The 24,423-nt window shown below is 35.6% G+C and carries 25 protein-coding genes; 3 read left to right on the plus strand and 22 right to left on the minus strand.

Annotated elements, in window-relative coordinates:
* Nucleotides 1-16: 16 nt before the first annotated feature.
* The 10 genes from mraZ to TEPIDINF_RS05885 form a co-directional block, all read right to left on the minus strand.
* Nucleotides 17-448 carry a division/cell wall cluster transcriptional repressor MraZ gene (gene mraZ / locus TEPIDINF_RS05840; RefSeq protein WP_068724714.1) on the minus strand — a complete coding sequence of 144 codons (432 nt, stop codon included), beginning with the start codon at nucleotides 446-448 and terminating at the stop codon, nucleotides 17-19.
* Between the two features lie 173 nt (nucleotides 449-621).
* Nucleotides 622-1,578 carry a cation diffusion facilitator family transporter gene (locus TEPIDINF_RS05845; RefSeq protein WP_069798189.1) on the minus strand — a complete coding sequence of 319 codons (957 nt, stop codon included), beginning with the start codon at nucleotides 1,576-1,578 and terminating at the stop codon, nucleotides 622-624.
* A 233-nt stretch (nucleotides 1,579-1,811) separates the two neighbouring features.
* A complete protein-coding gene (gene fdhD, locus TEPIDINF_RS05850; protein ID WP_069798263.1) occupies nucleotides 1,812-2,615 on the minus strand; it encodes a formate dehydrogenase accessory sulfurtransferase FdhD in 804 nt (267 codons plus the stop codon).
* 2 nt (nucleotides 2,616-2,617) lie between these two features.
* Nucleotides 2,618-3,079, minus strand: a complete 462-nt coding sequence (locus TEPIDINF_RS05855) for a formate/nitrite transporter family protein (RefSeq protein ID WP_421691530.1) — start codon at nucleotides 3,077-3,079, stop codon at nucleotides 2,618-2,620.
* A gap of 104 nt (nucleotides 3,080-3,183) precedes the next feature.
* Nucleotides 3,184-3,459, minus strand: coding sequence for a heavy-metal-associated domain-containing protein (locus TEPIDINF_RS05860; RefSeq protein ID WP_069798187.1), 276 nt, complete (start codon nucleotides 3,457-3,459; stop codon nucleotides 3,184-3,186).
* 18 nt (nucleotides 3,460-3,477) lie between these two features.
* A complete protein-coding gene (locus TEPIDINF_RS05865) occupies nucleotides 3,478-3,984 on the minus strand; it encodes a helical membrane plugin domain-containing protein (protein ID WP_069798185.1) in 507 nt (168 codons plus the stop codon).
* Nucleotides 3,959-6,940, minus strand: a complete 2,982-nt coding sequence (gene fdhF, locus TEPIDINF_RS05870; protein WP_421691531.1) for a formate dehydrogenase subunit alpha — start codon at nucleotides 6,938-6,940, stop codon at nucleotides 3,959-3,961. The genes TEPIDINF_RS05865 and fdhF overlap by 26 nt, the downstream gene beginning before the upstream one ends.
* Nucleotides 6,941-7,213: 273 nt before the next feature.
* A complete protein-coding gene (locus TEPIDINF_RS05875; RefSeq protein WP_069798183.1) occupies nucleotides 7,214-8,257 on the minus strand; it encodes a radical SAM/SPASM domain-containing protein in 1,044 nt (347 codons plus the stop codon).
* A 13-nt stretch (nucleotides 8,258-8,270) separates the two neighbouring features.
* A complete protein-coding gene (gene nirJ1 / locus TEPIDINF_RS05880; RefSeq protein WP_068724722.1) occupies nucleotides 8,271-9,446 on the minus strand; it encodes a putative heme d1 biosynthesis radical SAM protein NirJ1 in 1,176 nt (391 codons plus the stop codon).
* Between the two features lie 54 nt (nucleotides 9,447-9,500).
* Nucleotides 9,501-9,872: a DUF3397 family protein gene (locus tag TEPIDINF_RS05885; RefSeq protein WP_068724724.1), complete on the minus strand. Its 372-nt coding sequence runs from the start codon at nucleotides 9,870-9,872 to the stop codon at nucleotides 9,501-9,503.
* Between the two features lie 273 nt (nucleotides 9,873-10,145).
* On the opposite strand from TEPIDINF_RS05885, the gene TEPIDINF_RS05890 reads away from it, so the two are divergent.
* Entirely contained in the window at nucleotides 10,146-10,619 is a 474-nt protein-coding gene (locus TEPIDINF_RS05890) for an N-acetyltransferase (protein WP_068724726.1), read from the plus strand.
* A 69-nt stretch (nucleotides 10,620-10,688) separates the two neighbouring features.
* Here TEPIDINF_RS05890 and TEPIDINF_RS05895 read toward each other — a convergent pair whose 3' ends face one another.
* Together TEPIDINF_RS05895 and TEPIDINF_RS05900 are read right to left on the minus strand one after the other, a co-directional pair.
* Nucleotides 10,689-11,312 (minus strand): RsfA family transcriptional regulator, encoded by a 624-nt coding sequence (locus TEPIDINF_RS05895; RefSeq protein WP_069799703.1) that lies wholly within the window; start codon nucleotides 11,310-11,312, stop codon nucleotides 10,689-10,691.
* 387 nt (nucleotides 11,313-11,699) lie between these two features.
* A complete protein-coding gene (locus tag TEPIDINF_RS05900; RefSeq protein WP_068724731.1) occupies nucleotides 11,700-12,059 on the minus strand; it encodes a Spx/MgsR family RNA polymerase-binding regulatory protein in 360 nt (119 codons plus the stop codon).
* Between the two features lie 312 nt (nucleotides 12,060-12,371).
* Between TEPIDINF_RS05900 and TEPIDINF_RS05905 the strand changes: the two genes are divergently transcribed.
* Nucleotides 12,372-13,088, plus strand: a complete 717-nt coding sequence (locus tag TEPIDINF_RS05905; RefSeq protein ID WP_069799705.1) for a helix-turn-helix transcriptional regulator — start codon at nucleotides 12,372-12,374, stop codon at nucleotides 13,086-13,088.
* Nucleotides 13,089-13,299: 211 nt separating this feature from the next.
* On the opposite strand, the gene TEPIDINF_RS05910 is transcribed toward TEPIDINF_RS05905, so the two are convergent.
* From TEPIDINF_RS05910 to TEPIDINF_RS05925, 4 genes are all read right to left on the minus strand, one after another.
* A complete protein-coding gene (locus TEPIDINF_RS05910) occupies nucleotides 13,300-14,481 on the minus strand; it encodes a class I SAM-dependent methyltransferase (RefSeq protein ID WP_069799707.1) in 1,182 nt (393 codons plus the stop codon).
* Nucleotides 14,482-14,783: 302 nt separating this feature from the next.
* A complete protein-coding gene (locus TEPIDINF_RS05915) occupies nucleotides 14,784-15,965 on the minus strand; it encodes a CapA family protein (RefSeq protein WP_069799708.1) in 1,182 nt (393 codons plus the stop codon).
* Nucleotides 15,958-16,575: an MBL fold metallo-hydrolase gene (locus tag TEPIDINF_RS05920; RefSeq protein WP_069799710.1), complete on the minus strand. Its 618-nt coding sequence runs from the start codon at nucleotides 16,573-16,575 to the stop codon at nucleotides 15,958-15,960. Before TEPIDINF_RS05920 ends, TEPIDINF_RS05915 begins: the two co-directional genes overlap by 8 nt.
* Nucleotides 16,576-16,763: 188 nt before the next feature.
* Nucleotides 16,764-18,095 carry a PhoH family protein gene (locus TEPIDINF_RS05925; RefSeq protein ID WP_069799712.1) on the minus strand — a complete coding sequence of 444 codons (1,332 nt, stop codon included), beginning with the start codon at nucleotides 18,093-18,095 and terminating at the stop codon, nucleotides 16,764-16,766.
* Nucleotides 18,096-18,278: 183 nt separating this feature from the next.
* On the opposite strand from TEPIDINF_RS05925, the gene TEPIDINF_RS05930 reads away from it, so the two are divergent.
* Complete coding sequence (locus tag TEPIDINF_RS05930; protein WP_069799714.1) at nucleotides 18,279-18,875, plus strand: YhcN/YlaJ family sporulation lipoprotein; 597 nt, start codon at nucleotides 18,279-18,281, stop codon at nucleotides 18,873-18,875.
* Nucleotides 18,876-18,911: 36 nt separating this feature from the next.
* Here the strand turns inward: TEPIDINF_RS05930 and TEPIDINF_RS05935 are convergent, their stop codons facing one another.
* From TEPIDINF_RS05935 to TEPIDINF_RS05960, 6 genes are all read right to left on the minus strand, one after another.
* The gene (locus TEPIDINF_RS05935) at nucleotides 18,912-19,364 is read right to left on the minus strand and encodes a pyridoxamine 5'-phosphate oxidase family protein (protein ID WP_421691532.1); all 453 of its coding nucleotides are present in this window, start codon (nucleotides 19,362-19,364) and stop codon (nucleotides 18,912-18,914) included.
* On the minus strand, nucleotides 19,357-20,343 hold the full coding sequence (locus tag TEPIDINF_RS05940) for an LCP family protein (protein ID WP_421691533.1): 987 nt from the start codon (nucleotides 20,341-20,343) through the stop codon (nucleotides 19,357-19,359). The genes TEPIDINF_RS05935 and TEPIDINF_RS05940 overlap by 8 nt, the downstream gene beginning before the upstream one ends.
* Before the next feature lie 34 nt (nucleotides 20,344-20,377).
* Nucleotides 20,378-20,650 (minus strand): hypothetical protein, encoded by a 273-nt coding sequence (locus TEPIDINF_RS05945; RefSeq protein ID WP_069798550.1) that lies wholly within the window; start codon nucleotides 20,648-20,650, stop codon nucleotides 20,378-20,380.
* Nucleotides 20,651-20,662: 12 nt separating this feature from the next.
* Nucleotides 20,663-21,502 carry a deoxyribonuclease IV gene (locus tag TEPIDINF_RS05950; protein ID WP_068724749.1) on the minus strand — a complete coding sequence of 280 codons (840 nt, stop codon included), beginning with the start codon at nucleotides 21,500-21,502 and terminating at the stop codon, nucleotides 20,663-20,665.
* Between the two features lie 12 nt (nucleotides 21,503-21,514).
* Nucleotides 21,515-23,353 (minus strand): translational GTPase TypA, encoded by a 1,839-nt coding sequence (typA, locus tag TEPIDINF_RS05955; protein ID WP_068724751.1) that lies wholly within the window; start codon nucleotides 23,351-23,353, stop codon nucleotides 21,515-21,517.
* Nucleotides 23,354-23,460: 107 nt separating this feature from the next.
* On the minus strand, nucleotides 23,461-24,369 hold the full coding sequence (locus TEPIDINF_RS05960) for an NAD(P)-dependent oxidoreductase (protein ID WP_069798547.1): 909 nt from the start codon (nucleotides 24,367-24,369) through the stop codon (nucleotides 23,461-23,463).
* Nucleotides 24,370-24,423 lie beyond the last annotated feature (54 nt).

Below are 24,423 nucleotides of genomic sequence, written 5' to 3' on the forward strand. Positions count from 1 at the left end.
TAGATAGCCTCCAATATTACAAGTCAAAGTCAACAATCTTTTCTGCAATTTCATTAAAGGACTCTTCTGATTCTTGATAATAGCTTTCCCATAATTCTTTACTCCATATCTCTACTCGATTAGAAACACCAATAAATACACATTCTTTTATCAGTTCTGCATATTCCCTTAAATTGGGAGGTAAGCTTACTCTTCCCTGTTTATCAACTTCACATTCAACAGCACCGGAAAAAAAGAATCTAGTAAACTTTCTTGCATCAGCTCTAGTAAAAGGTAACGATTTTAATTTTTGTTCGACTTGCTGCCATTCAGATTGTGTATAAACAAACAAGGATTTATCTAATCCTCTTGTAATCACAAAGGTAGATCCTAATTCATCACGAAATTTGGCAGGAATAATGACTCGGCCTTTATCATCAATATTATGTTGAAATTCACCCATAAACATGCCAAGTCACCCCATTTTCCCTCCATTATCATCCACTTTACACCACAATCCACCACTTTCATTTTGTTATTCTTTAAATAAAAAAAAAATCCTGCTAATTTACAGGACTTTTTTAAAAAATAATACTTTATACCTTGTTTTTGGTTTTTGTTAAAAAAAATAAGTCAAAAGACCTAATTTTTCTTCATCAACACCATATTAATTCCCATTTGTGGATCAGCCGATAAATTGGGATCAAATTTTTTCTGAGCTTGATCTGTTTCTTGATATTGAATCGTCTCTAATTGCAAAACAGAATGCCAAATATGAAAATGTTCATATAATGCTTTTTTTACATCATGTAAAAGATCATGCCCTTCTGAAACGGGTTGATTTTTCACCACCACATGGGCTGTTAACATCACTTCTTCTGCTGAAATCCCCCAAACATGAATATCATGAACAGCATGAACCCCTGGTACTTGTTCCATTACCTCCTTGATCATATCCACATTTAGCCCTTCTGGAACGGCTTCTAAAAGGATACGAATGGATTCCCTTAACATACGAAAAGCCCCTCGTAAAATGACACTTGCAAATATTATACTTATCATAGGGTCAATCCAAAGCCATCCAGTGAAATGTAATAATACTCCGCCAATAATGACTCCTGCATAGGAAAAGACATCACCAACAAAATGCAATACTGCACTTTTTACATTTAAGTTTTGTTTTTCTTTTTTTAAAAATAAAACAATCGTCCCTGTTACTAGGACTCCAAGCAAAGCAAGATAGATCATTCCCAATGATCCAACGGGTTCCGGTGTAAAAATACGGGTAATCGCTTTATAATAAATATAAAATGAAATTCCAATTAATGTAACATTATTAAAGAAAGCTGCAAATATTCCTACGCGATGATAGCCAAAGGTTAAACGTTTATTAGCTGGCCTTCTTGTTTGGCGAAGTGCAAACCAACTTACTCCTAAAGCAAGAATGTCACTAAGCAAATGCCATGCATCGCTGAGAATAGCTAAACTGTTCGTGATCAACCCACCAATGATCTCAGCAATAAATAAAATAGATGTCAACCAAAACGCAATATTAATTCCTCTTGTCTTCGTTTCAACCACATGATGAGTATGAGACAACGCAAATCAACTCCTCAGATTGGAACCACTCATAATAGAATACTACAAAATCTTGAACATTTTTCAGTTAAAATTGTGATAAAACAATGAAAAAAAGTTTGTATATTCCAATGCGCTCCGTTGTCCGTGCATTTCTTGGAATAAAACATAAGGTAAGAAATACACTCCCAAAAGTCGCTGCTTATGGAATATACAAACTTCAATGATAAGTTGAAGAAAAATGGATTCTTCTTTCACTTTTGTGGGTTAGTTAAAACTCGTTCTGGATGAGTATAAATGTTTAGATGGTCTCCTCGAATAAAACCAATGGTCGTAATATTCAATTCTTCAGCTAACTGTAATGCAAGATGCGTAGGGGCTGCCTTTGAAAGAAGAATTCCTACACCTATTTTTGAAACCTTGATCAACACCTCTGAAGAAATACGACCACTAAAAGCAATCAATTTATTTCCTAAGTTTATCCCATTTTTGATTGAATAGCCGTAAAGCTTATCTAATGCATTATGTCTTCCAATATCTGTACGGAAAATCATCTCTCCATCTAAGCTACACAAAGCAGCATTATGTACTCCACCTGTTTCTTTGAAAATGGTTGAACTTTCATGTAAGTGATTCATCATTTGAATACTATCTTCAATGGTAATCTTTAAATTCGAATTGATTGTCTTTGCTGTTTTTACATCATTTTCAAAGTAAAAGTTCCTACTTTTCCCACAACAAGAGCCGATAAATCGCTTGATATAATCATGCGGAGAAAATTTTGGCTTGTTTTTGATCTCTACATATGCAAACCCTTTCGATTCGATGATCGTGATGGAGATGACCTCTTCGATAAAACGAATCACACCTTCCGAGGCTAAAAAACCAATTATCATCTCTTCTAAATGAGAAGGAGAGCAAATAATCGTAGCAAACTCTTCCCCATTTAGAAAAATCGTCAGAGGCATTTCATAAGCAATTTCATCCTCCACTTCTTGCCATTGCTGTTCGTGATATTGAATAATATTTTTCTTCACTGATAATGGATGTTCGATCATGATCACTTGTTATTTTCATCCATTTCATCTTCACGAATATAAGTAAACCAATAAGCACTAGCAACAGCAAAACAACCTTCAACGGCATTACCAAGATAGACAGGAACAAAATTACTGATCGTGATCCAAAACCATTTGCGAACGAGCTGAAAACTTGTTATTATTTTGGAATACCAAGCGATAGAGACTGCCATCATATTGCCTGTCAGCAATTCTCCTCCTGCAATCAATACAAAAATAAGACCAACTGGGAAAACTGCAGCTCCCAAAAAAGAGCCGAACGTTCCCCAATCCTTTGGTAAATTAGCAACGACACGAACATCTAATAGAAAACCCATAGCGATAAAGGCTCCTGCAAGAAAGCCTAATACCAACATATTGGATAAAGGAAGTTTTGCTTTTTTCACCCCTTGTTCTACTGTGAATTTTGCAATTCGTTGGGGATTGTGATAATTATAATCCAAATTTCATTCCTCCCTTACAAACCACTTTTATATAACTCCTTGATGAATTTTCCTGGAATTGATCGAGGGTGGTGCCATCGATCGTTCCACATATTTCACAAATCTTAGTCATTCTTATCCTCTTGTAGGTTTATCTGATCATCCATTTTATCTGTTTCTACCTTACCCTTTTTAAGCATTAGATTGTATCCTGCATCAAGTATTGCTTGTTTGAAATCAGTAATAGAAGCGGCATGCTCATCATAGCTAATCAGCGCATTTCCGTTTTTTTCATTGATAACCACTTCTCTTACTCCCCAAACATCTTGCAATACCTCTTTCACTCGATCTGCATCAACTTTTGTATTGATTCCTTGAACAGCGATATTTTCAGTTAACATGGTTAACCCTCCTTTTGCCTAATGCACAGGATTGGCGTCAGATTGCAATTCTTCACCCATACCTTTTAAGAAGTTCATAAATAAATTAAGTGATGCTCGAATTTCAGGATCCCTTGCATCTTTTAACATCGTCCATAAACTTGGTGCCTTTTCGTCACCAGCTTCATTCATCCCTCGTTCAAGCCCTCTAGCTAACCCCTTTAATCCGTTTAACAGTGTTTCTACCTGCCCTGGGTCAAGACTCCCTAGGAATTTTAATCCTTGTATGATATTTTTAACCAAATGGTGAACACCTGGTTGATTCATTTGTGTAATGGCAATTTTTCCTACCTTTTGCCGATTTTTCAATATCCCATCAGCGATTTGAAGCAACCCTGCATCGCTCATTCCTTTAAATACATCTAAGGCAATAAAAATCGTTTCTCGATTTTCCGCTACTTTTTCAAGGATTTGTTGAATGGATTGTTCACGTTCTTCTGCCTTGTTAGGAACTTTCTTGTTAATACGTGTAATCGCTTGGGCCATTTTGATCCCCTCCATTCGTTAACATTTCAGGAATTGGGATATAATCTGAACGCTTCCATTTTTCCTCTACATTTACCCCAATTTGAGGAACACGATGACCAAAACGGTGATTCACGCGTGGTAATGGTGGTTCTCCATCTTTTTCTAAGATTTCCATCTTTACATCCATCTCCTTGTAAGCAGGAGTATGGGTAACCTTATCATGATAACTACTTGTTAAATGGTTCACCGAGGAATTATCTTTTGTTGAGTTCATCGTTAAGTAGAGTTCTTTTCCTTTGACTCGTTCAGTGATGTGTGTTCTCACTTCCACTTTTCCATATGGGGAAGTTAGACGAACCAAGGTACCATCCTTAAGCCCACGTTCCTTCGCTAGTTCTGGGGAAACTTCAAGCCATGGTTCCGGTACTTTGTGCGTAATTCCCTCTGATTTATAGGTCATATTTCCTTCGTGAAAATGTTCAAGTAAACGACCGTTATTCAGATGTAAATCAAATCCTTTACCTGGTTTAAAAGGTGGTGTCCAATCAACCGGGAAGAATCTTGCTTTCCCATCCTTAAATGGAAAACGTTCCTCAAATAGTCGTAATGAACTTGTTCCATCTGGTTTAACTGGCCAGAGTTGGCTATTCCACCCCTCTAATCGATCGTAAGAAACTCCTGCAAATAATGAGGCTAAACTAGCCGCTTCCGCCATAATCTCAGAAGGATGATCATAACGCCAATTGGCACCCATCTTATTAGCCAACTCTTGGAAGATCAACCAGTCAGGTTTGCTATCTCCTAATGGATCAAATACTTGATAAAAGCGTTGAATCCGACGCTCGGTATTTGTGAAGGTTCCTTCTTTTTCTAAACTTGGGGAGGCTGGAAGTACCACGTCCGCAAATTGAGCTGTTTTTGAGAAAAAGATATCTTGTACGACAAAGAATTCTAGCTTCTCAAAGTTTCCTTGAACATAATTCACATTGGAATCAACAAGTCCCATTTCTTCTCCAAACAGGTACATCGCTTTAATTTCGCCCTTTTCTATCCCTTCAACCATTTGATGGTTATCATAACCTGGTTTTTTAGGAAGCTTAACTCCCCATGCTTGTTCATAGCGAGCTCGAACCTGTTCATTTTCTACAGGCTCATATCCAGGAAGAAAAGTAGGCATTGTACCAAAATCAGAAGCTCCTTGGACGTTATTATGTCCTCTTAATGGATACGCTCCTGTCCCCGGTCGGCCATAATTTCCTGTTACTAACAATAGATTGGAAATGGCCGTACTGGTATCTGAAGCTCCCATGTGTTGAGTAACTCCCATCGCCCATAATATGCACATGCTTTTCACTTCATGAATCATGTTAGCAAGCTTAAGGATTTCTTCTTTTGAGATTCCTGTGATTTCTTCAGCATATTCAAGAGTAAATTTCTTTAAGGATGCTTTATATTCTTCATATCCATTCACACGGTTGTTGATGAAATCCTTATCTTCCCAGCCCTGGTCAATCAAATATTTTGTGATCGCTGAAAGTAACACTAAATCTGTGGCAGGATTTGGATGAAGATGAATGTCTGCTCTTTGAGCCATTTCATTTTTCCGTAAGTCAATCACTGCTAACTTTTGGCCATGAAGTTTGTGTGCTCGCTTGATTCGTGTAGCTAAAACAGGGTGAGATTCTGCGGGATTAGCACCGATAATTAAGATCATGTCACTCTCAGCAATATCATGGATCGTTCCAGAATCGCCGCCATATCCCACCGTACGGAATAAACCAGTAGTTGCAGGTGTCTGACAATATCTTGAACAATTATCTACATTGTTTGTACCGATTATAGATCGAGCGAATTTCTGGAAAAGATAATTCTCTTCATTACTACATTTTGATGAGGAGATAAACGCCAAAGAATCTGCTCCACTTTTTTCTTTGATCTCTCTAAATGTTGTTGCAACTAGGGTTAAAGCTTCATCCCATGTGGCTTCTCTAAAATGATCTCCCTCTCGGATCAATGGTTTTGTTAGTCTTTCTTCACTGTTGACAAAATCCCAGCCAAATTTTCCTTTAACACAAGTAGAAATCCCGTTAACAGGACCATCTACATGCGGTTCTACTTTGAGAATTTTGCGTCCTTTTGTCCAGATTTCAAAACTACAGCCAACCCCACAATATGTACATACGGTTTTTGTCCGTTTGATCCTAGTTTCACGCATAGCTGATTCCATTTCAGAAATCGCAAAAATCTCTTGATAGCCTGGTTCAACTTCTTTTGTAATATCTATCATTGGTTCTAATATATCTTTGTGAATTCCAGTAAGGTATCCTGCTTCACCTAGCATGGATTTTTCCATTAGCGCATTACATGGACAAACCGTGACACAATGTCCACAAGAAACACAAGAAGATTGGTCAATCGGAACATCCTCATCCCAAATGACTCTTGGGATCTTCCGGCTCCAATCGATAGTCAATGTTTCATTCACTTGAAGATCTTGGCAAGCCTCTACACACCTACCACAAAGAATACATTGATCTGGTTCGTAGCGATAAAAGGGATGAGAGTTATCTGGTGGGTATGGCTTTGGACGAAATTCATATTTTTGATGTTCAATCTCTAAATATTCAGCAGTATTATGTACTTCACAATTTCCGTTATTGTTATCGCATACAGTACAATAAAGTTCATGATTTTTTAAAATTCTAGACATGGCCTCTAGTTGAGACGCCTTTACAAGTTCTGAATGGGTATCTACTTTCATCCCTAATTTTGCTGGTGTTTTACAAGAACGAACGAGTTCCCCATCTACATTAACTAGACAGGTGTCACAAGTCCCTATCTCTCGCAAATTAGGGTGATGGCAGATACTAGGAATATAATAATCATGAGCTCTAGCTACTTCTAAAATCGTTTGACCAGGTTTCACTTCGAATTCTTGATCGTCAATCGTAATGGTAAAATTATCCTCATTCATGATCTATCACCTTCAGGATTTTAAGCTAGGAATAGTTTTTTACAACGTGAGGAAAATTATACCTCTGTCTATTTTCTTTATATTCTCATCTTAAATATAAAGTCAAAAAATAGATATTAATGGATACATTAAAAAGTGGGAATCCCATGTTAGAAATACATGGTTCCCACTTTTTTAAAAGGTAGAAAGTAAACTTTCTTTCAATATTTATTGGAATCCCACAAAAGTAATCGGAGTATGCTTCAAAGGAAGGCGTCACTTTTGTGAGCTATATTAATCTCTGGCTGGTTGATAGATACAGTAAGGCTCTTCCGCCATATAATTGCCGGTTTCATAGAAGGCTCTAGCCCGACACCCTGAACAAACATTGATGTATTCACATACACTACATTTCCCTTCTAGACTCTCTTGATCACGAAGTTTCAAGAAAACAGGAGACTCATTCCAAATCTCCTTTAGCGTCTGTTTTTTTACATCTCCAGCTTCTACTGGAAGATAACCACATGGTTGAACCTTTCCTTTATGAGAAATAAAGAACACTCCTGTCCCAGCTAAACATCCCTTTGTCATTGCTGCCATTCCATGAGTTTGAAAGGTGACTTTCTCTCCTCTTTCTTTTGCCTTTTGCCTGATAATCCGATAATAGTGAGGAGCGCAGGTCGCTTTTATTTCTAACGGAGCTTCACGAGACTGTTCAGAAAACCAAGCTAAAACCTCCTCGTATTGTTCTGAAGGAAGCATTTGGTTCTCAGCAATTTGAATACCACATCCTACAGGCACAAGCATAAACAGATGAAGAGCTACTGCTTTTTTATCTACTGCTAACTGAAGTAATTCTTCGATTTGATCTACATTATGCTTGCTAATGGTTGTGTTAAATTGCACGTCTACCCCAGCATCTTGTAAAAATTTGGCTCCTTCTAACGCTTGGTCAAAGGCACCAGGAATTCCACGAAATCCATCATGAGTTTCTTTATTTGCTCCATCGATACTAATCGAAACCCGTTTAATTCCTATTTCTTTTATTTTGCGGGCATGATATTGGTCAATCAATGTTCCATTAGTGGCAAGAGCCACTTTTAAACCTTTTTGTAAAGCATAACTTGCAATCTCATAAAAATCAGGTCGATAAAGCGGTTCCCCACCTGTCAAGATAAGGATCGGATCCCCTAAGGAAGCGATTTGATCAATTACCTGATAAGCTTCTTCGGTCGACAATTCTTCTTTATTTCGATTTGGTTGAGCCGTCGCGCGACAATGAACACATTTTAGATTACACCCTTCAGTTAATTCCCAAAAAATAAGGCGTGGCTGCATCTATTTCTCCCCCTTATACGATCCCGATCTCTTCGTCTGTTAGATAACAAGCAGGATCTGATGCCCAAAAGTTTCCAGTTGCAGCTTCTGCCCTTGAACGGAAATTACCGTTACAAATCTGAAGCCATTGGCAGGAAGCACATCTTCCTTCAAGTAAGGGTTTACGATTTTTTAAACCATTTAAAATAGGATGTTCTGCTTTGGACCAAATATCACCAAAATGTTGTTCTCTAATATTTCCAAAGGTATGATTTTGGGTAAATTGATCTGCATGTACATTACCACGATGATCTATATTTGCAATGGCGATTCCTGAACGATTGCCACCATTTCGTTGTAACATTTCTAGGATAAAAGCAGCTTGTTCTGGGTTTTTTTCTTTCATTTTGAGATAAAGGTAAGGACCGTCAGCGTGATTATCAACCGTCAAGATTTCTTTTTCAAGACCTCTATGATGGAAATCTAACGTTCTTTCTATAATAATATTTAATGCATCCCTCGTTTCTTCATGGGTTAAATCTTCCTTCATCATCTCACTACCTCTACCTGAATAACCTAGATGATAGAAACAAGCTCTATTAATGTTCTCCTTTTCCATAAAATCAAAAATATCATTTAGTTGAAGATAATTATGTTTATTGATCGTAAATCGTAATCCAACCCTTTGTCCAACCTCTATTAAATGGCGAACCCCATTTAAAGCTTTTTCAAAAGCACCTTTTGATCTTCGAAATTCATCATGTTTTTCATTGATTCCATCAAAGGAAACGCCTACATAGCCAACGCCAATCTCTTTGATTGTATTAGCCATTTCTTGATCAATCAGTGTACCATTTGTAGAAAAAGTTACTCTTATTCCTTTGTTGATCGCATATTCGGCTAATTCTAATATATCTTCACGAATCAAAGGTTCTCCACCAGATAAAAGAAGTACCGGAACTTGAAAGTCCGCTAGCTGATCAATCATTTGTTTTGCTTCTTCTGTTGAAAGTTCATTTTCATACTTTATTGATTCAGAACTAGAGTAACAATGAATACAGTGTAGATTACAAGTCCTCGTTACATTCCATACCACGACAGGCCCGTGGTTTAAATGCGTGCCATTTACTCGCCCATGTGCACCCTTACTATAGCGTAATTGATCCCCAAAATTACTTGAATTGGTTAAAAGTTTTGTAATTCCTATCATTTCTCTCCCCCCCTAAGACGCTATGTTACATTCTAATTATACAAGAAGTATTGCCTATGTACAAAACAAACCTATAACAAAAAAAAGAATATACGCGATACTAAACAAAATAAAACTTAATTTTGAAGTGGCAATCATGATTTTTCTTAAGCTAATTTTTCGTTTTATTTTCCATTGTAGAAAACCAATACTTGTTATCAAAAACAACACCCAGAAAAACACCCACCAAAATCCTTGCTTTAATTGAAAGATAAATTTAATTTGAGCACTTACAGCCGAAAAAAGAAGAATTGTGGTCGAATGAAACGCCCAATTAAATGCATGTTTCTTTTCTTTTCCCATAAAAACCATCAAATAATAAATAAGAAAAAAGGAAATAAACGGAACCGTCGCTATCAAAGCATAAGTTTTTATAAAAACGCCCAAAAGAAACACTCCTTATTACAAAATCGCATTCTTTCCCAAGGTTATTCTTCGGAAAAAACATGATCAATTCCTGCTTTGTAAGTGAATTTCTTTTCCGAATATTTAGGATTTATTTTAATTTACTTTTAATTTAGATTTTTGTAAAATTTTTAATAAAAATATACCATTCTTACGACTTTTATAGTACAATATAAGAAAATAAAGAATATTTTAACAATAATATCCCCTTTTTCAAAACAATGGTTTTTATTTAAATTTAGGGAGGCGGATGAAATGGCTTTATCAAAAGTATTACAGTTAAAAGTAAACTATAAGACGATGGATGACTTTAAAAAATTTAGAGAATATGGTTTGGCTGAATTAGCCATGCTAGAAGATCTTGAGGCCAATTTAATTGAAGATGAAATGAATTCTCCATTTTTCGGGATTTATGATGATGATATGTTGGTTGGAAGAATGAGCTTATATCGTGTTGATCGTAAATATGACCAATTCTTTAGTCCTCCACAGGACTATTATGAACTGTTTAAATTAGAAGTGTTACCTGAATACCGCAATCAAAAAATAGGAACAGCACTCGTCAAATATGCAAAAAGTCTAGGACACCCTATTAAAACCAATGCTAGAAATCGTTCAGATGATTTTTGGCTTAAGATGGAATTTGTACCAGTTAAATATGACATGATTCGCGATAGGGGTGAAAACCCTTACATTTGGCATCCTGATGGTGTCGGCGTTCAGTGGTAGATACTATTCATGTAAATAAGCAAATTTAAAGATAAAAAGAATGACTGTTGAGAAACTCAACAGTCATTTCTATTTGTCTATTCGTTCTAAGTTGCCATTAAGGTCCATCTTAAAAACAGGTTTTGTTTCATGCTCTTGGTCAGATAAGAAGGCCATTTTTCTAGCCCGATCCATAATTTGAATAAGGGCTTTATAATCTTCATTTACCACCTGGATGTCCTTTAGTTGGCTTCTCATTTCTTCATTTTCTTTTCGTAACTTCACCAATTCTTTTTCTTTTTCTTCTAATTCTTTTTCCAAGTTCTTATATAGTTTGCCTCTGTCTTGGGATAATGTCTTCTGCTTTTTTAAGAATCGTATGATGCTGTCATAGGTAAGATTTTCTTCAGTTACCTCTTTCATTTCTTCTGGCGCAGATAATTCTTCACTAAACTCACTATCAAAATTCTTTTCAACCTTTTGATAGTTTCTTTTTTGTCTTTGGGATTTTGCGATTTGAATAGCTGCTTCATATTTTTTACGAATTAAGCTATTCCATCTAAATCCACAAGCTGCAGAAGTTCTATTAAGCTTTTGCCCTACTTCTTCAAAAGCTTTCAATTGAGTGCTACCTTCACGAATGTGCCTCAATATAACCTCTGCTAATAGTAAATCATCATCTTCAGTCCAAGCATCTTGTCTAGTTGCGACCATATAGATCCCCCCGTAAATCGTAAGTATTATATTTTTATGAATTTAATAGTTTTTATAGAATAAAAAACTATTACTTTTTATATCCAATCTTTTAATTTTTTAAACAGGAGGATACATAAATAAATTAGAAAAGGTTTGTATATTCCATCGCGCTCCGTCATCCATGCCCTTCTATAAATAAAGATTAAGGAGAGAAGGGCACTTCTGAGGCACACAAAGTGTACAAGTCGTGCTACACAGCTAAAGCTGCTAGTCACGCTATGTCGCAGCTTATGGAATATACAAACCCCTAAAATGATAAGTGGAAGAAACTTATACTTTCTTTACATTTGAAAAAACCACGAAATTTCGTGGTTTAGGTAAACTGATATGGTATATATTAATAGTTTATGAAGCAAAATGCTGTTCAAGAGCTGGTTTATCATAGCCGATTACAATATTTTCACCATCTGTTAAAATAGGCCTTTTTAACAAGCGTGGTTCTTTGGATAAAAGATCTAATAATTGACTTAATTTTAATTCCTCAATATCCACATCCAAATTTTTGAACATTTGGCTACGTGTAGATAGAATTTCCTCTAATCCATTATTTGTTTTCTTTACAATTTCTAAAAGCTCATCAACAGTTGGTGGATTTTTGAAAAGGTGACGCTCTTCATAACTAACTCCTTTTTCAGATAACCAAGCCTTTGTTTTTCTGCAAGATGTACAACTAGGGTATGTGAAAAACACTAATTTATTTTGCATGCTCCATCTCTCCTTTTTGTAATTTTTTTACATATTGTTGAACACAATGTGTAAAATGTTTTTTAATAAATAATAAACGTATGTATCTAAAAAAAGTTTCCAACACTTTAAATTTGACATTTTCTTTTTGCATCTTAATTATATTATTTAATTAAACACTATGTCAATAGTAATTAATTATTTTTTAACAAAATTTTCTACTCTAAAAGGATAATCTTTACAGTAAATATGTCTATTTCAAGGAATTTATTTACTATAAAACGTTAATATAATATAATTATTATGATTAAGTGAGAAAGGGGCTTTAAAGGCATGGAAAATGATACATTGAAATTAACAAGTGTTTTGGCTGATCCCACACGATTTGCAATTTACCAATACGTCTCTTCCATGGGCCGAGCCGTAAATGTACAAGAAATCGCTGATAAATTTGGTATTCATCCTAATGTAGCTAGACTTCATCTGAGTAAATTAGAAGATGTCAATTTACTTAAATCAATCACCGAAAAAACTGGTCGTGGCGGAAGACCAAGTAGAGTATACACATTATCTGACGAAGTTGTAAGTCTCCAGTTCCCTCCGAGAGATTATAAACTCCTTGCCAAGATAGCCATAGAGACCCTTTTGTCATTTGGTGAAGAAGGTAAGAAAGCTTTAGTAGAAATGGGAAGAAACTTTGGCAGAGAAGCAGCAAGACAGGCCATGATGAAAGATAGTATCGAAAACTCGAGGTACTTACCAATTGAAAAAAAAATTGAAAGTATTGAACGATTGGTCATTGCTCAAGGTCTACAACCGAATATCGAAATCATTGACCAACATACCATTCGATTCCGAGTAAATAACTGTATTTTCCATGAAACGCTTGATGCAGTAAAAAATCATAATATCTGTCAAATGCATCATCATCTTCTTGAAGGAATCTTTGAAACCTATTTAGGAGACATTAACCTCGTTCAAGAAACATCCATTACGAATGGCTCCGATGCATGTCAATATACAATGGTTAAATTACCAGTTCAACAATAAATGAAAAGCCTCTTCCACCTAGGAAGAGGTTTCTTAAATTTTCTTGTCCCTATCCAATAGAGAGTGTGTGTGACAAAAGCAAGCGACTTTCAGGAGTGTATTTCTTACCTGATCATTTTAATCTAAGAAAAACGAAATAGTACCTTTCTCACATTATTCTTTATTCATAGAAAGGTATGAGCAACAGAGCTCGATACAAAGTACTATTTTCTTATAGTCCATATTGTTTTAACGCGCTTGTCATGAAACGATACTGATATGACCCCATATTTTTTTGTTGAACAAGCACCTTAAAAGTTTCCCCCATTTCACCAGGCATAATTAATTGGCGAATCGCGCGGTTCAATTTAATGGCTTCATCTTGAAAAAGGTCTTTATTTTTCATTTGATCCAATCCTATTTCTTGAAGCATTTCTAAAATACCACTATTCATTAAAAAATGGCTTTGCGTAGAAAACCAGACAGGTTCAAGACCCCAACGTTTTCCTTCCTCCATGAGTGCAGTAAAATTCACATGTGTGGTGATATCTTGTTCTCCGATTAGTTGGTAAGGATTATCATTAGCAGTATGCTGATAATAGCACATCAATGTACCATCATGCCGATGACTTGCATATAATTCATCTGCAGGATAACCATAATCGATTGTGATCACATATCCTCTTATTAATCGTTGCGCTACATGTTTCATCCAATCCATCGCATCTAAATTAATTTCAGCGACTTGTCCTTCCTTCAGCGTAACTTTTTGCTGAATGAAATAATCTTCTAAGGAAGGATGGCTAAGCTCTGCAGTGATCTCTTCATAGCTTTCCCTTTCCTCATTCCAGGTCACAAAAATCTCTTTGAATTTCCCGTTTACTTTTTTTACTTTATGTACTGGAAAAGAATCTACCAGCTCATTTGAAAAAATAATTCCTATAAACGGTTGAGGAAGATCCTGTAATTGATCAATCCATTTCACATGATTGAGGTGCCTTTCTAAGTGTTCACGTTGTAAGTCTTGGTGATATGGACTTGCTTCAAGCATAAAATAGGTTAGGGATTGGTATATCTTAGGGTATTTCTCAAACATTGCATTTAATACATCTCTCGCAAAACGGCCATCTCCCCCACCCATTTCTAAAATAAAAAATGTTTCCTTTTCTGAAGCATATTGTAAAAGTTCAACAAAGCTATTCGCGATGGTTTGGCCAAATATAGGCCCTACAGATGAACTGGTATAAAAATCAGCACTCTTCCCTATTTTTTTGCGATCCTTCGTATAGTAACCTAACTCTGGTGCATATAGAGCCATTTTCATAAAGTCATAAAACGTTATACGTTTTTCAGGTGAATCGTTTATCATCTTGATGATTTCTTTTGATAATTGAGTTTCATTTGCTTCTTTCATGTTGTTAACCCCTTTTTTCATTCTGTTGATACTATAACTTCGTCCAAAATTTTTATCAAGGAAAATTTTGTTTTATACTATTGACATAGTGTTTATACTATCATATTATATTAACAGAACCACCCTTATTACTTAGTGAATTGAAAAATCACCCATGAAGTTCAGCTAATGATTGGTTTACACCCAACCATGTCCCCCAAAAAGCTGATCTATGGATTCGGTTCTAAAAGTGTAACAGATTTTTTAACCTCCCCCATTATAACCTCCGTAATTGGAGGTTATTTTTTTGTCTTTAGAAGTTCTTATTGATCTATCATCACATGCTGAACTAATTCATTTCCACGATTAACGATCTGTTTTTGTATATTTTTATTTCCTTGCTCTATAGGGATAATCTCTACGATTTTCTTTCCCTTTTCCCATACATTTTTCACATAAGTAGGAATAGCATTTATTTCTTTTAGCGTAATCTTTTGATTAAATCGATTTTTCTCAAGTAGTAAATCTAGAATAATTCCATAATCTTTCCAATCACCTTGTTGATTACTTAAAAAATTGCCTAATGAATAGACGACACCTCTATCTGATTGCCTATTATCACCTTTTATTACCTGTAGTGGTTGTACGACATGTGGATGACTACCCAAAACAAAATCAACACCATTAGCCATTAAGTCTTCTGTCCATTTTTTTTGTAGATCATTTGGTACTCTTTGATATTCGGTTCCATAATGGATCATAGCTAATATATAATCGACATGATTTTCTTTTAATTGTTCCACGTCAGATGCAACTGCCTCCAAATCTAACGTATTCACCAAGTAGGGTTTATCCTTTGGCTTTATAAATCCATTAAGTCCATAAGTATAAGCGATAAGTCCAATTTTGAAACCATCTTTTTCTAATATAAGAGGGATATCTCTTTCACTTTGAGTGCGAAAACTTCCAGTATGTAAAATTTGATATTCATCTAAATGGTCTAATGTTTTTATAAGTCCCTGCTCTCCTTGGTCGAATGAATGGTTATTTGCCGTAGTTAATACATTTACACCCGTATTTTTTAAGGCTAGGGCAATTTCCTTGGGAGCATTAAAACGTGGATAACCGCTAAACCCTTTTTCCTTTCCTGCCAATGGTGTTTCTAAATTACCAATAACAAAATCTGCATTTGCAAAGATAGGTTTCACTTGTTGAAAAAAAGATTCAAATTGGTATTGATCAGTTTGGCGATTATAACCTGCCTTGGTTAAAGGGATATGCATCAACACATCACCAACGACCATGATCCTCATTTGAACAAATTCAGTAACATCGGGACTTGGTTCAGGTAAATTTGGTATCGTCACTTCCTCAAAAAATTGGTCTTTCTGTTCTGAATGAAAAACTTGTTCACTCCCGTTTAATTCTTTAAAAAATAGACTAATGAAAAGAATTGCAATCAAGATGAATAATATCATTATATAACCAGTTGATTTGCTAAACATATGGATTCAGCTCTTTTTCAAATCTAATGGTTGTTTTTTCCCCATGTCCAGGATATACGACGGTTTCATCAGGAAGAGTGAAGAGTTTTTCATGAATAGATTTAAGTAATTGGTCATAATTTCCTCCCTTTAAGTCCGTACGCCCAATTGATTCTTTGAATAATGTATCTCCACTAAACAGAAATGGTTTCAAATAATAAGAGATTCCACCTGGAGTATGTCCAGGGGTATGAATCACTTCAATAAAAAAAGATTCAATTTCTAAGGAATCTAGATCGCAAAGAAGAACATCAGCTGGTTTACATTTTACTTCGCCAAAAAAAGGAAATATTTCCGACCCATTTAATTGTGGGCTAGATAACCATTCCTTTTCTTCTTGATGAAGATAGACTGGAACTTTAAATCTTTCTCTTATCTGTTCTAAACCACCAATATGGTCTAAATGGGCATGGGTAAGTAAAATGGCTTTTAGGGTTAATTCTTTTTCTTTAATAAATTTTTCGATAGAAAATGGATCAAACCCAACATCAATTAAAATTGCATCTTTCCCTTCAATAAGCAGATAACTATTCATTTGAAAATCTCCTAATATAAATCTTTCGATTTGCATGTTATGTCCCCCTTTTTCAATATCTATTTTATGAGTTCAAATAAAACAAAACAAGAACCGGAAATTCATCCGGTTCTATTTTAACATTAAAGAAAGTATAACTTTCTTTTCATTATATTATAATGAGACCCTACAAAAGTAATCGGAATATGCTTCGAAGTATGGCGTCACTTTTGTGGTTTATCTTGTCATAATAAGTCGGCTGCAAGTTGAGCAAGCTTAGATCGTTCTCCTTTTTGCAATTTTACGTGTCCACTGATTTGTTCTTGTTTAAACTTTTCTACTACATAAGTTAAACCATTATTTGTTGCATCTAGGTATGGATGGTCAATTTGATCAGGATCCCCCATCAATACAATCTTACTTCCTTCTCCAACACGAGAAATAATCGTTTTTACTTCATGTTTAGTCAGATTTTGTGCTTCATCAATAATAATAAATTGATTAGGAATACTTCTCCCCCGTATATAGGTCAATGCTTCAACTTGAATGCTTCCGATTCCTGCTAATATTTTGTCTAATTCTCCTGCTTTTTTCGCATTAAACAGATATTCTAAATTGTCATAAATTGGTTGCATCCAAGGACGCAATTTTTCCTCCTTTTCACCGGGTAGATAACCTAAATCCTTTCCCATTGGTACAATGGGTCTTGCAACAAGAAGTTTATTATAAATCTGTTCATCTTCTACCTTTAACAACCCTGCGGCTAAAGATAGTAATGTTTTTCCTGTCCCTGCTTTTCCAGTCATCGTAACTAAAGAAATTTGATCATCCATCAACAGTTCTAACGCCATTTTCTGTTGTACATTCCTTGGTGTAATTCCCCAAACAGAATCATTATATCGAAGTGGTTCGATCCGCTGATGATCGAAATTTATTTTAGTCACAGCTGATTTGCTTGAACCAAATTCATCTTTTAAAATATAAAATTCATTAGCAAAAACCTGATCAGGATGAAGATTTAAATCTTGTAGTGATAAACATTTTTTTGTATAAAAATCATCGATCATTGAAGGATGAACCTTGAGTTCAAAATAACCCGGATAAATATCTGTATCTGAAACAACTCGGTCAGATAAATAATCTTCAGCATGAATGCCTAATACGTCAGCTTTGACACGAACTAGAGCATCTTTGCTGACTAAAATAACTGGTTTTCCATTCTCCTTTTCTTTTTCCTCCATTTGTAAATTCATCGCTACAGCTAGGATACGATTATCATTTGTCATTTCTAGAAATGAATGCTGTAGTTTTTGAAAAGACTTATGATTTAATTCTACTCTCAATGTTCCGCTATTTCTTAGCTTAACCCCCGAGTGTAACTTTCCCTGAATTCTTAGCTGATCTAACAGTCGTGAAACTTGTCTGGCATTTCTCCCTACTTCATCCATAAATCTTTTTTTCGAGTCAATCTCTTCTAAAACAACGGCCGGTATGATCACATCATTATCTTGAAAAGCAAAAATGGCCCTTGGGTCCTGCAAAAGAACATTGGTATCCAAGACATAAATCTTCTCCAATATGTCCCCTCCTAAACTTTTTTTACACCATTTTCCCTTTTGCTGATGTAAAACTTCTTATTTATATTGTATGCAAGTAATATGAATCTTGAATGCGAACAGAAAATCTAATACATCGAATTATACTGAATGGGTACACTAAGAAAAAACAATGATCCCAATGGATGATGAAAGGATGATTCGATGCGTAAACTATTTTTGTATCTCATCATTTCCTTATTGACGATATCACTTGGTTGCCAAGCAACCAATAAACCACCTGCAAATGAAGCTTCACCCCCAACGAAAAAAATTAAACAAACACAAAGGGTACCTCAAACCATACCTGAACCAAAAAGGAACCAAAGTCCAGAGGCTACGGCACACCGTTTGGCCAGTATTGCGATTCGAGTCCCACAAGTGAATGATGCCACTGCTGTCGTCTTTGGAAAGTATGCGATCGTAGGTATTGATGTGGACGCAACCCTTGATCGTTCTCGTGTTGGTACCATTAAATATTCTGTTGCTGAAGCACTTAAAGAAGATCCTCAAGGGGCTAATGCATTAGTTACCTCAGATCCAGATATTATGCAACGGCTTCGAGAAATCAATCAAGATATAAAGCGTGGACGCCCCATTAAAGGTTTTGCAGAGGAATTATCAGACATTGTAGGAAGGATTATTCCTCAGGTACCACGTGGTGTTCAGAAAAAAGAACAACCACCGACGAAGCAAAACCAAGAAGAGCAAAATCAAACCAAAAATCCAAAAGAACCCAGAAAAAGTTTATATCAACAGTAATTGATTTGAATAAAATGCAAAAAATGCCTAGTTAAACTAGGCATTTTTTAATGCATCCAACACCTGAAGATCTAATTTCTTAGCTGCTTCAGGATTATAAGTCTTTTCTGTTTGGGGTTGGACGGAAATTTTGGAACCATAGTACATTACTTCATGGACACTTTGTACCAACACCTCAATAAGTGCAAGCTTAAATGGGATCCCTTCAATCTCATCCTTCAATATATTCGCTTGCCCGGAAATGGTATAAATCGTTTCTTGATGAAAAATAGTCATCGCAATATCAGGATTTTGTTTAATGTTCGTCACAATCTGAGAACGTTGATCAACTGCAAAGCGTATTGTAGTTGGAGTTTTGGCGTAAGTCCATGATATAGCATTAACAAAAGGCTTGCCTTGATCCATCAATGTTGTTAAAAGCACCAATTGCTGTTCTTGCATGTATTGATATAAACTTTCCGGTAATTGCTCACATCCATCTTTACTCATTAAAATCCTCCTTTTGCGGCTGTGAAAGTTCAGTTTCTTCGGTCTTAGTTATAGCATATGCATTTTTTAATTTTTCCTGAACTTTTGCCAACTCTTGATCATCAATGTAAACATAGGGAGTTTTCCAATAAGAGTTCATTTCAATCGTCTGAATCGAATCTTTATTTGCACCTTTAAAATCCCAAACTAGCTTTTTCATTTCATCAGGGGTTAGGTTTGTTTTAATATGATCTCCTGCAACATCAAGAATATCAAATACATTTGTAATCCCTTTAAATGAGCTCATTTTATCAGCTAGGGCTTTTAAAATTTTTTGATGTCTTTGATTGCGCTCAAAATCATCAGAAGATTTCCCAACTGAAGATTTTCGAAAACGAGCATAATCTAAAGCTTGCTTACCATTAAGAACCTGCAAACCTTTTTTTAGATTGATATCGGTACCATCGGCTAAAGAATGATAAACCATATTTCGGTCTACATCAATTTCAATTCCACCAAGTTCGTCAATAACCGCTTCAAAACCTTTAAAATCGACTGTGGCATAATATTGAATCGGAATATCTAAAAGGTCAGATAACGTCTCCATGGCTAAAATTGGACCACCCTTTGCAAACGTGCTATTTACTTTTGCATAGCCATAATCCGGAATTTTGACTTTAGTATCTCTTGGGATAGATAACAAATATACTTTCTTGGTTACTGGATTCCAGACACTTACAATAATTGCATCTGTATTCAAACTATGTGTTTCCGGTCTGTAATCCTCACCTAGTAATAAAATAGCAAATGGTTTCTCTGTTCGTTTGTCTTGCTCAGAGTCCTGTTTCATATTATTGATGTTTGGTTTTTCAGCAGTTTCCGATGTTTTTTCAAAAAATTGATTGATTTTCCATGAAGCATATCCAATAATCGAGCCCAAGCCCAAGCCAATAATCGTCACAAAAATGATGAGTCCCTTCACCCATTTATGATGTTTCATTTTCTCAACTCCCCTATTTTCACGAGGATAGTTTTTAAATATTATACTTTGGTTCGTTTTCGATATCCTCTAGTAATTTCTCTACCAAACCTGTCCCAAATGTAATTTTATCTTCTTTCCCTTCAATCCTATAAGTAATCGTATAAAAGAAGGGATCTCTTTCATAACGAATTTCCTCAATTTTATGATCCTCTATTAGAATTTGTTTAAAAAATTCAGAAGTGTTTTTCGCCGCATGATCTTCAGGTCTTGCTTTATGAACAACAGTGATTTGAACCCAATTAAAAATTGCATCTCTCAGATCCATTTCCATCCTCCATTACTTCATATCTTCACGAAGTTGGTGAAGATAAACGATTTCATCTTTGTATTCTTCTTCCTCTGTCACTGGTGTTTCTAAAATAAAAGGAATATGTTCTAGTTTTTCACATTGCAAAAATTTTTGCAATGCTTTTGCCCCTATTTCTCCTTGACCTATTTTTTCGTGACGGTCTTTCCTACTATTAAAAGGCACTTTACTGTCATTGAAGTGAATCACTTTAATATGTTCTAAATAACCAGCTTCCTCTGCCCGTTTAATAAAGTCATCAAATTGTTCTTCATTCCATTGCCCTGCTGCAAAAGCATGACAGGTATCAAAGCAAAATTCTATTTTTTCAGGATATTTTGTATTATTACGTATCTCCATTAACGTTTCAGGGGCTAATCCCAATTCTGAACCTTGGCCGGCAGTATTTTCTAGTAACAGTTTTACAGGACCATCATATTGCTCTAGAATCAAATCTAAGGTTTCAATCATTCGTTTGATTCCATATTCTTCTCCTTCACCAACATGTTTTCCACAATGTACAACTGCTCCAATTGCACCATAAGCCTCAGCGATATTCAAGTCTTCAACAATCGAACGAATGGTGACTTCTTGTAAATCCTCTTTAGGCGTGGATAAATTTGTAATATATGGAGTATGACAGATAACGGTTATTCCATGTTCTTTACAAAATTCTACCCCGTTTAAAGCATCCTTCATATCCACCTTTTTAGGTTTTAGTCCTCTCGGATTTTTTGTAAAAACTTGAAATGTTTCTGCACCCAATTCATGTGCCTTTTGGGCAGCCTTTTCTAGTCCTTTGGAAACACTGATATGACAACCAAGTTGCATTTTTTCACCTCTTTATGCATTCTGATGTTCCATTTTTTTCTGTTTTGCGTGCTTATCACGCTCTGATTTATTTAGATATTTTTTACGTAACCGTATAGATTTAGGTGTGATTTCACAATATTCATCATCATCTAGATATTCTAATGCTTGTTCTAAACTTAACACTCTAGCTGCTTTCATTTTCACCGTTTCTTCTTTTGTTGAAGATCTGACGTTTGTCATATGCTTTTCTTTACATACATTGACAATAATATCATTCTCACGATTATGCTCGCCAACAATCATTCCCTCATAGATCTCCGTTCCAGGCGTGACAAACAGAACTCCACGATCTTCTACTGATAGTATACCATAAGTTGTTGCTATTCCTGTTTCTGAAGAAACGAGAACACCCTCTCGTCTACCTCCGACTTCTTGATGAACCAATGGCTGATAAGAATCAAAAGAATGATTCAAAATTCCGTACCCTCTAGTTAATGTTAAAAATTCAGTACGATAGCCAATTAGTCCTCTTGACGGTATCAAGAATTCAAGTCTAATTTGGTTAAAGCCTAAATGAGTCATATTGAGCATTTCTGCCTTTCTTGGCCCTAAGCTTTCCATGACTGCTCCCATATGCTCCTCAGGTATATCAATGATTAAGTTTTCAAATGGTTCCATTTTTTTGCCATTGATGAATTTAACAATGACCTCAGGCTTTGAAACTTGAAGCTCATAGCCTTCTCGTCTCATGTTTTCAATCAGAATAGATAAATGTAGCTCACCACGGCCTGATACGATAAAAGCATCAGGGCTATCTGTTTCATCTACGCGTAAACTAACATCTTTTTCTAATTCCGCAAATAATCGCTCCCTTAATTTTCTAGATGTGACATATTTCCCTTCTTTTCCTGCAAATGGACTATTATTGACGACGAATGTCATTTGTAAGGTAGGCTCATCAATATGCAATAAAGGTAATGCTTCTGGTTGTTCAGGGTCAGCAATGGTTTCCCCTACGTTAATCCCTTCAATTCCTGCAATTGCAACAATATCTCCCGCTTTTGCTTCTTCTATTTCTACTTTTTTCAAGCCTACAAAGCCATATAACTTGGCTATTCTTGCTTGCTTCATTGATCCTTCTCGTTTCATGACAGCAACAGTTTGGTTTTTTCTAAGAATACCTCGTTCGATTCGACCAATCCCGATCCGACCCAGATATTCACTATAATCCAATAAAGTGACTTGCATTTGTAATGGTGCATCATAATCAACTTCTGGTGCTGGAATATGCTCGATGATTGCATCAAATAAAGGTTTCATATCCTCTGTTAGTTGGTTTGGTTCTGTTCCACTAACTCCTTTGAGTGCAGAAGCATAGATGACTGGAAACTCAATCTGTTCATCATTTGCTCCAAGTTCAATAAATAACTCTAATATCTCATCAACTACTTCTACAGGACGAGCATTTTCACGATCAATCTTATTTACAACAACAATTGGCGTTAGACCAGCTTCTAAGGCTTTACGAAGAACAAACTTGGTTTGCGGCATACTTCCTTCGAATGCATCAACAACTAATAAAACTCCATTTACCATTTTCATTATTCGTTCGACTTCTCCACCAAAGTCCGCATGACCAGGGGTGTCGATGATATTGATGATATGTTCTTTATATTGAACTGCAGTATTTTTAGCAAGAATTGTAATTCCACGTTCTCGTTCAAGGTCATTAGAATCCATCATCCGCTCCCCAACCTGTTCGTTTTCTCTAAAGATTCCTGATTGAGTTAATAATTTATCCACTAGTGTTGTTTTTCCATGATCAACATGGGCAATAATCGCTATATTTCGAATATCGTCTCGTTTCATCAAATGTTTCTCCTTTAGTTAAGGTTTTTTACAAACAAAGATAAAGACGCCCATTTAGGCGTCTAAACTAATACTTTATTTTATCATTTATGAGTCTATTTAACAACTTACTTTACTTCAGTGTGTGCCCTTTTTTCAAAAACTTTAATAACAGCCGAAATATCTTCATTGCCATAACCTTGTTCTTTTGCTTCACCAATCGCATCTTGAGCCATTTTAGATAATTTCACAGGAACGAGAATTTGATCTGCTAATTTATTGACCAAACCTAAATCTTTATATAGTAAATCAATGCTAAATCTTGGTTTGAAATCACGGTTCTGGATCAATGGTAAACAGCGATCAATCATATAGCTATACCCTGTACTGTTTTTTATGATTTCATATAATGCGTCACTTTCCATTCCTGTTTTTGCTCCTAATACAAATGCCTCTGTGAGTGCAGCAGTATGGATCCCTACCAACATATTATTGATTAATTTTGCAATACTTCCACTTCCCGTTTTTCCTATATAAAGAATGGTTTTTCCCATCGCTTTAAAAATAGGTTGAACTTTATCAAAGACCTCTTTATCTCCACCGACCATGATGGTTAGTGTCCCTGCCTCTGCTCCCATTGGACCACCACTTATCGGAGCATCCAAATAATCCACTCCTTGTTTTTTGGCTTCTTTATAGATCTTTTCATTTAAATCAGGCCCCACGGTACTATGATCAATAACGATAGTTCCTGGTTTTGCGGTATCAAGGATTCCACCTGTTTCTAAATATACATATTCAATCGTATCAGGCATCGGAAGCGCAGTTAAAACGACATCGACCTGTTGAACTAATTCTTTTACTGAACTTGCTTCTTTTGCACCTAATTCTACCACCTTTTTGACCGATTCTTTACTCCTATTAAAAACCCACACCTCAAAATTAGCTTTTAATAAATTTTTTGTCATAGGAAATCCCATAGTTCCTATTCCAATAAATCCAACTTTCAATGGATTAACCTCCTTTTGGTACGCGATAAAGACGGCCTAACATAGACCGTCTTTACACTTTATTCTATATTAATATTATAC

It is taken from the genome of Tepidibacillus infernus, assembly GCF_048898065.1.
Lineage (GTDB): Bacteria > Bacillota > Bacilli > Tepidibacillales > Tepidibacillaceae > Tepidibacillus_B > Tepidibacillus_B infernus.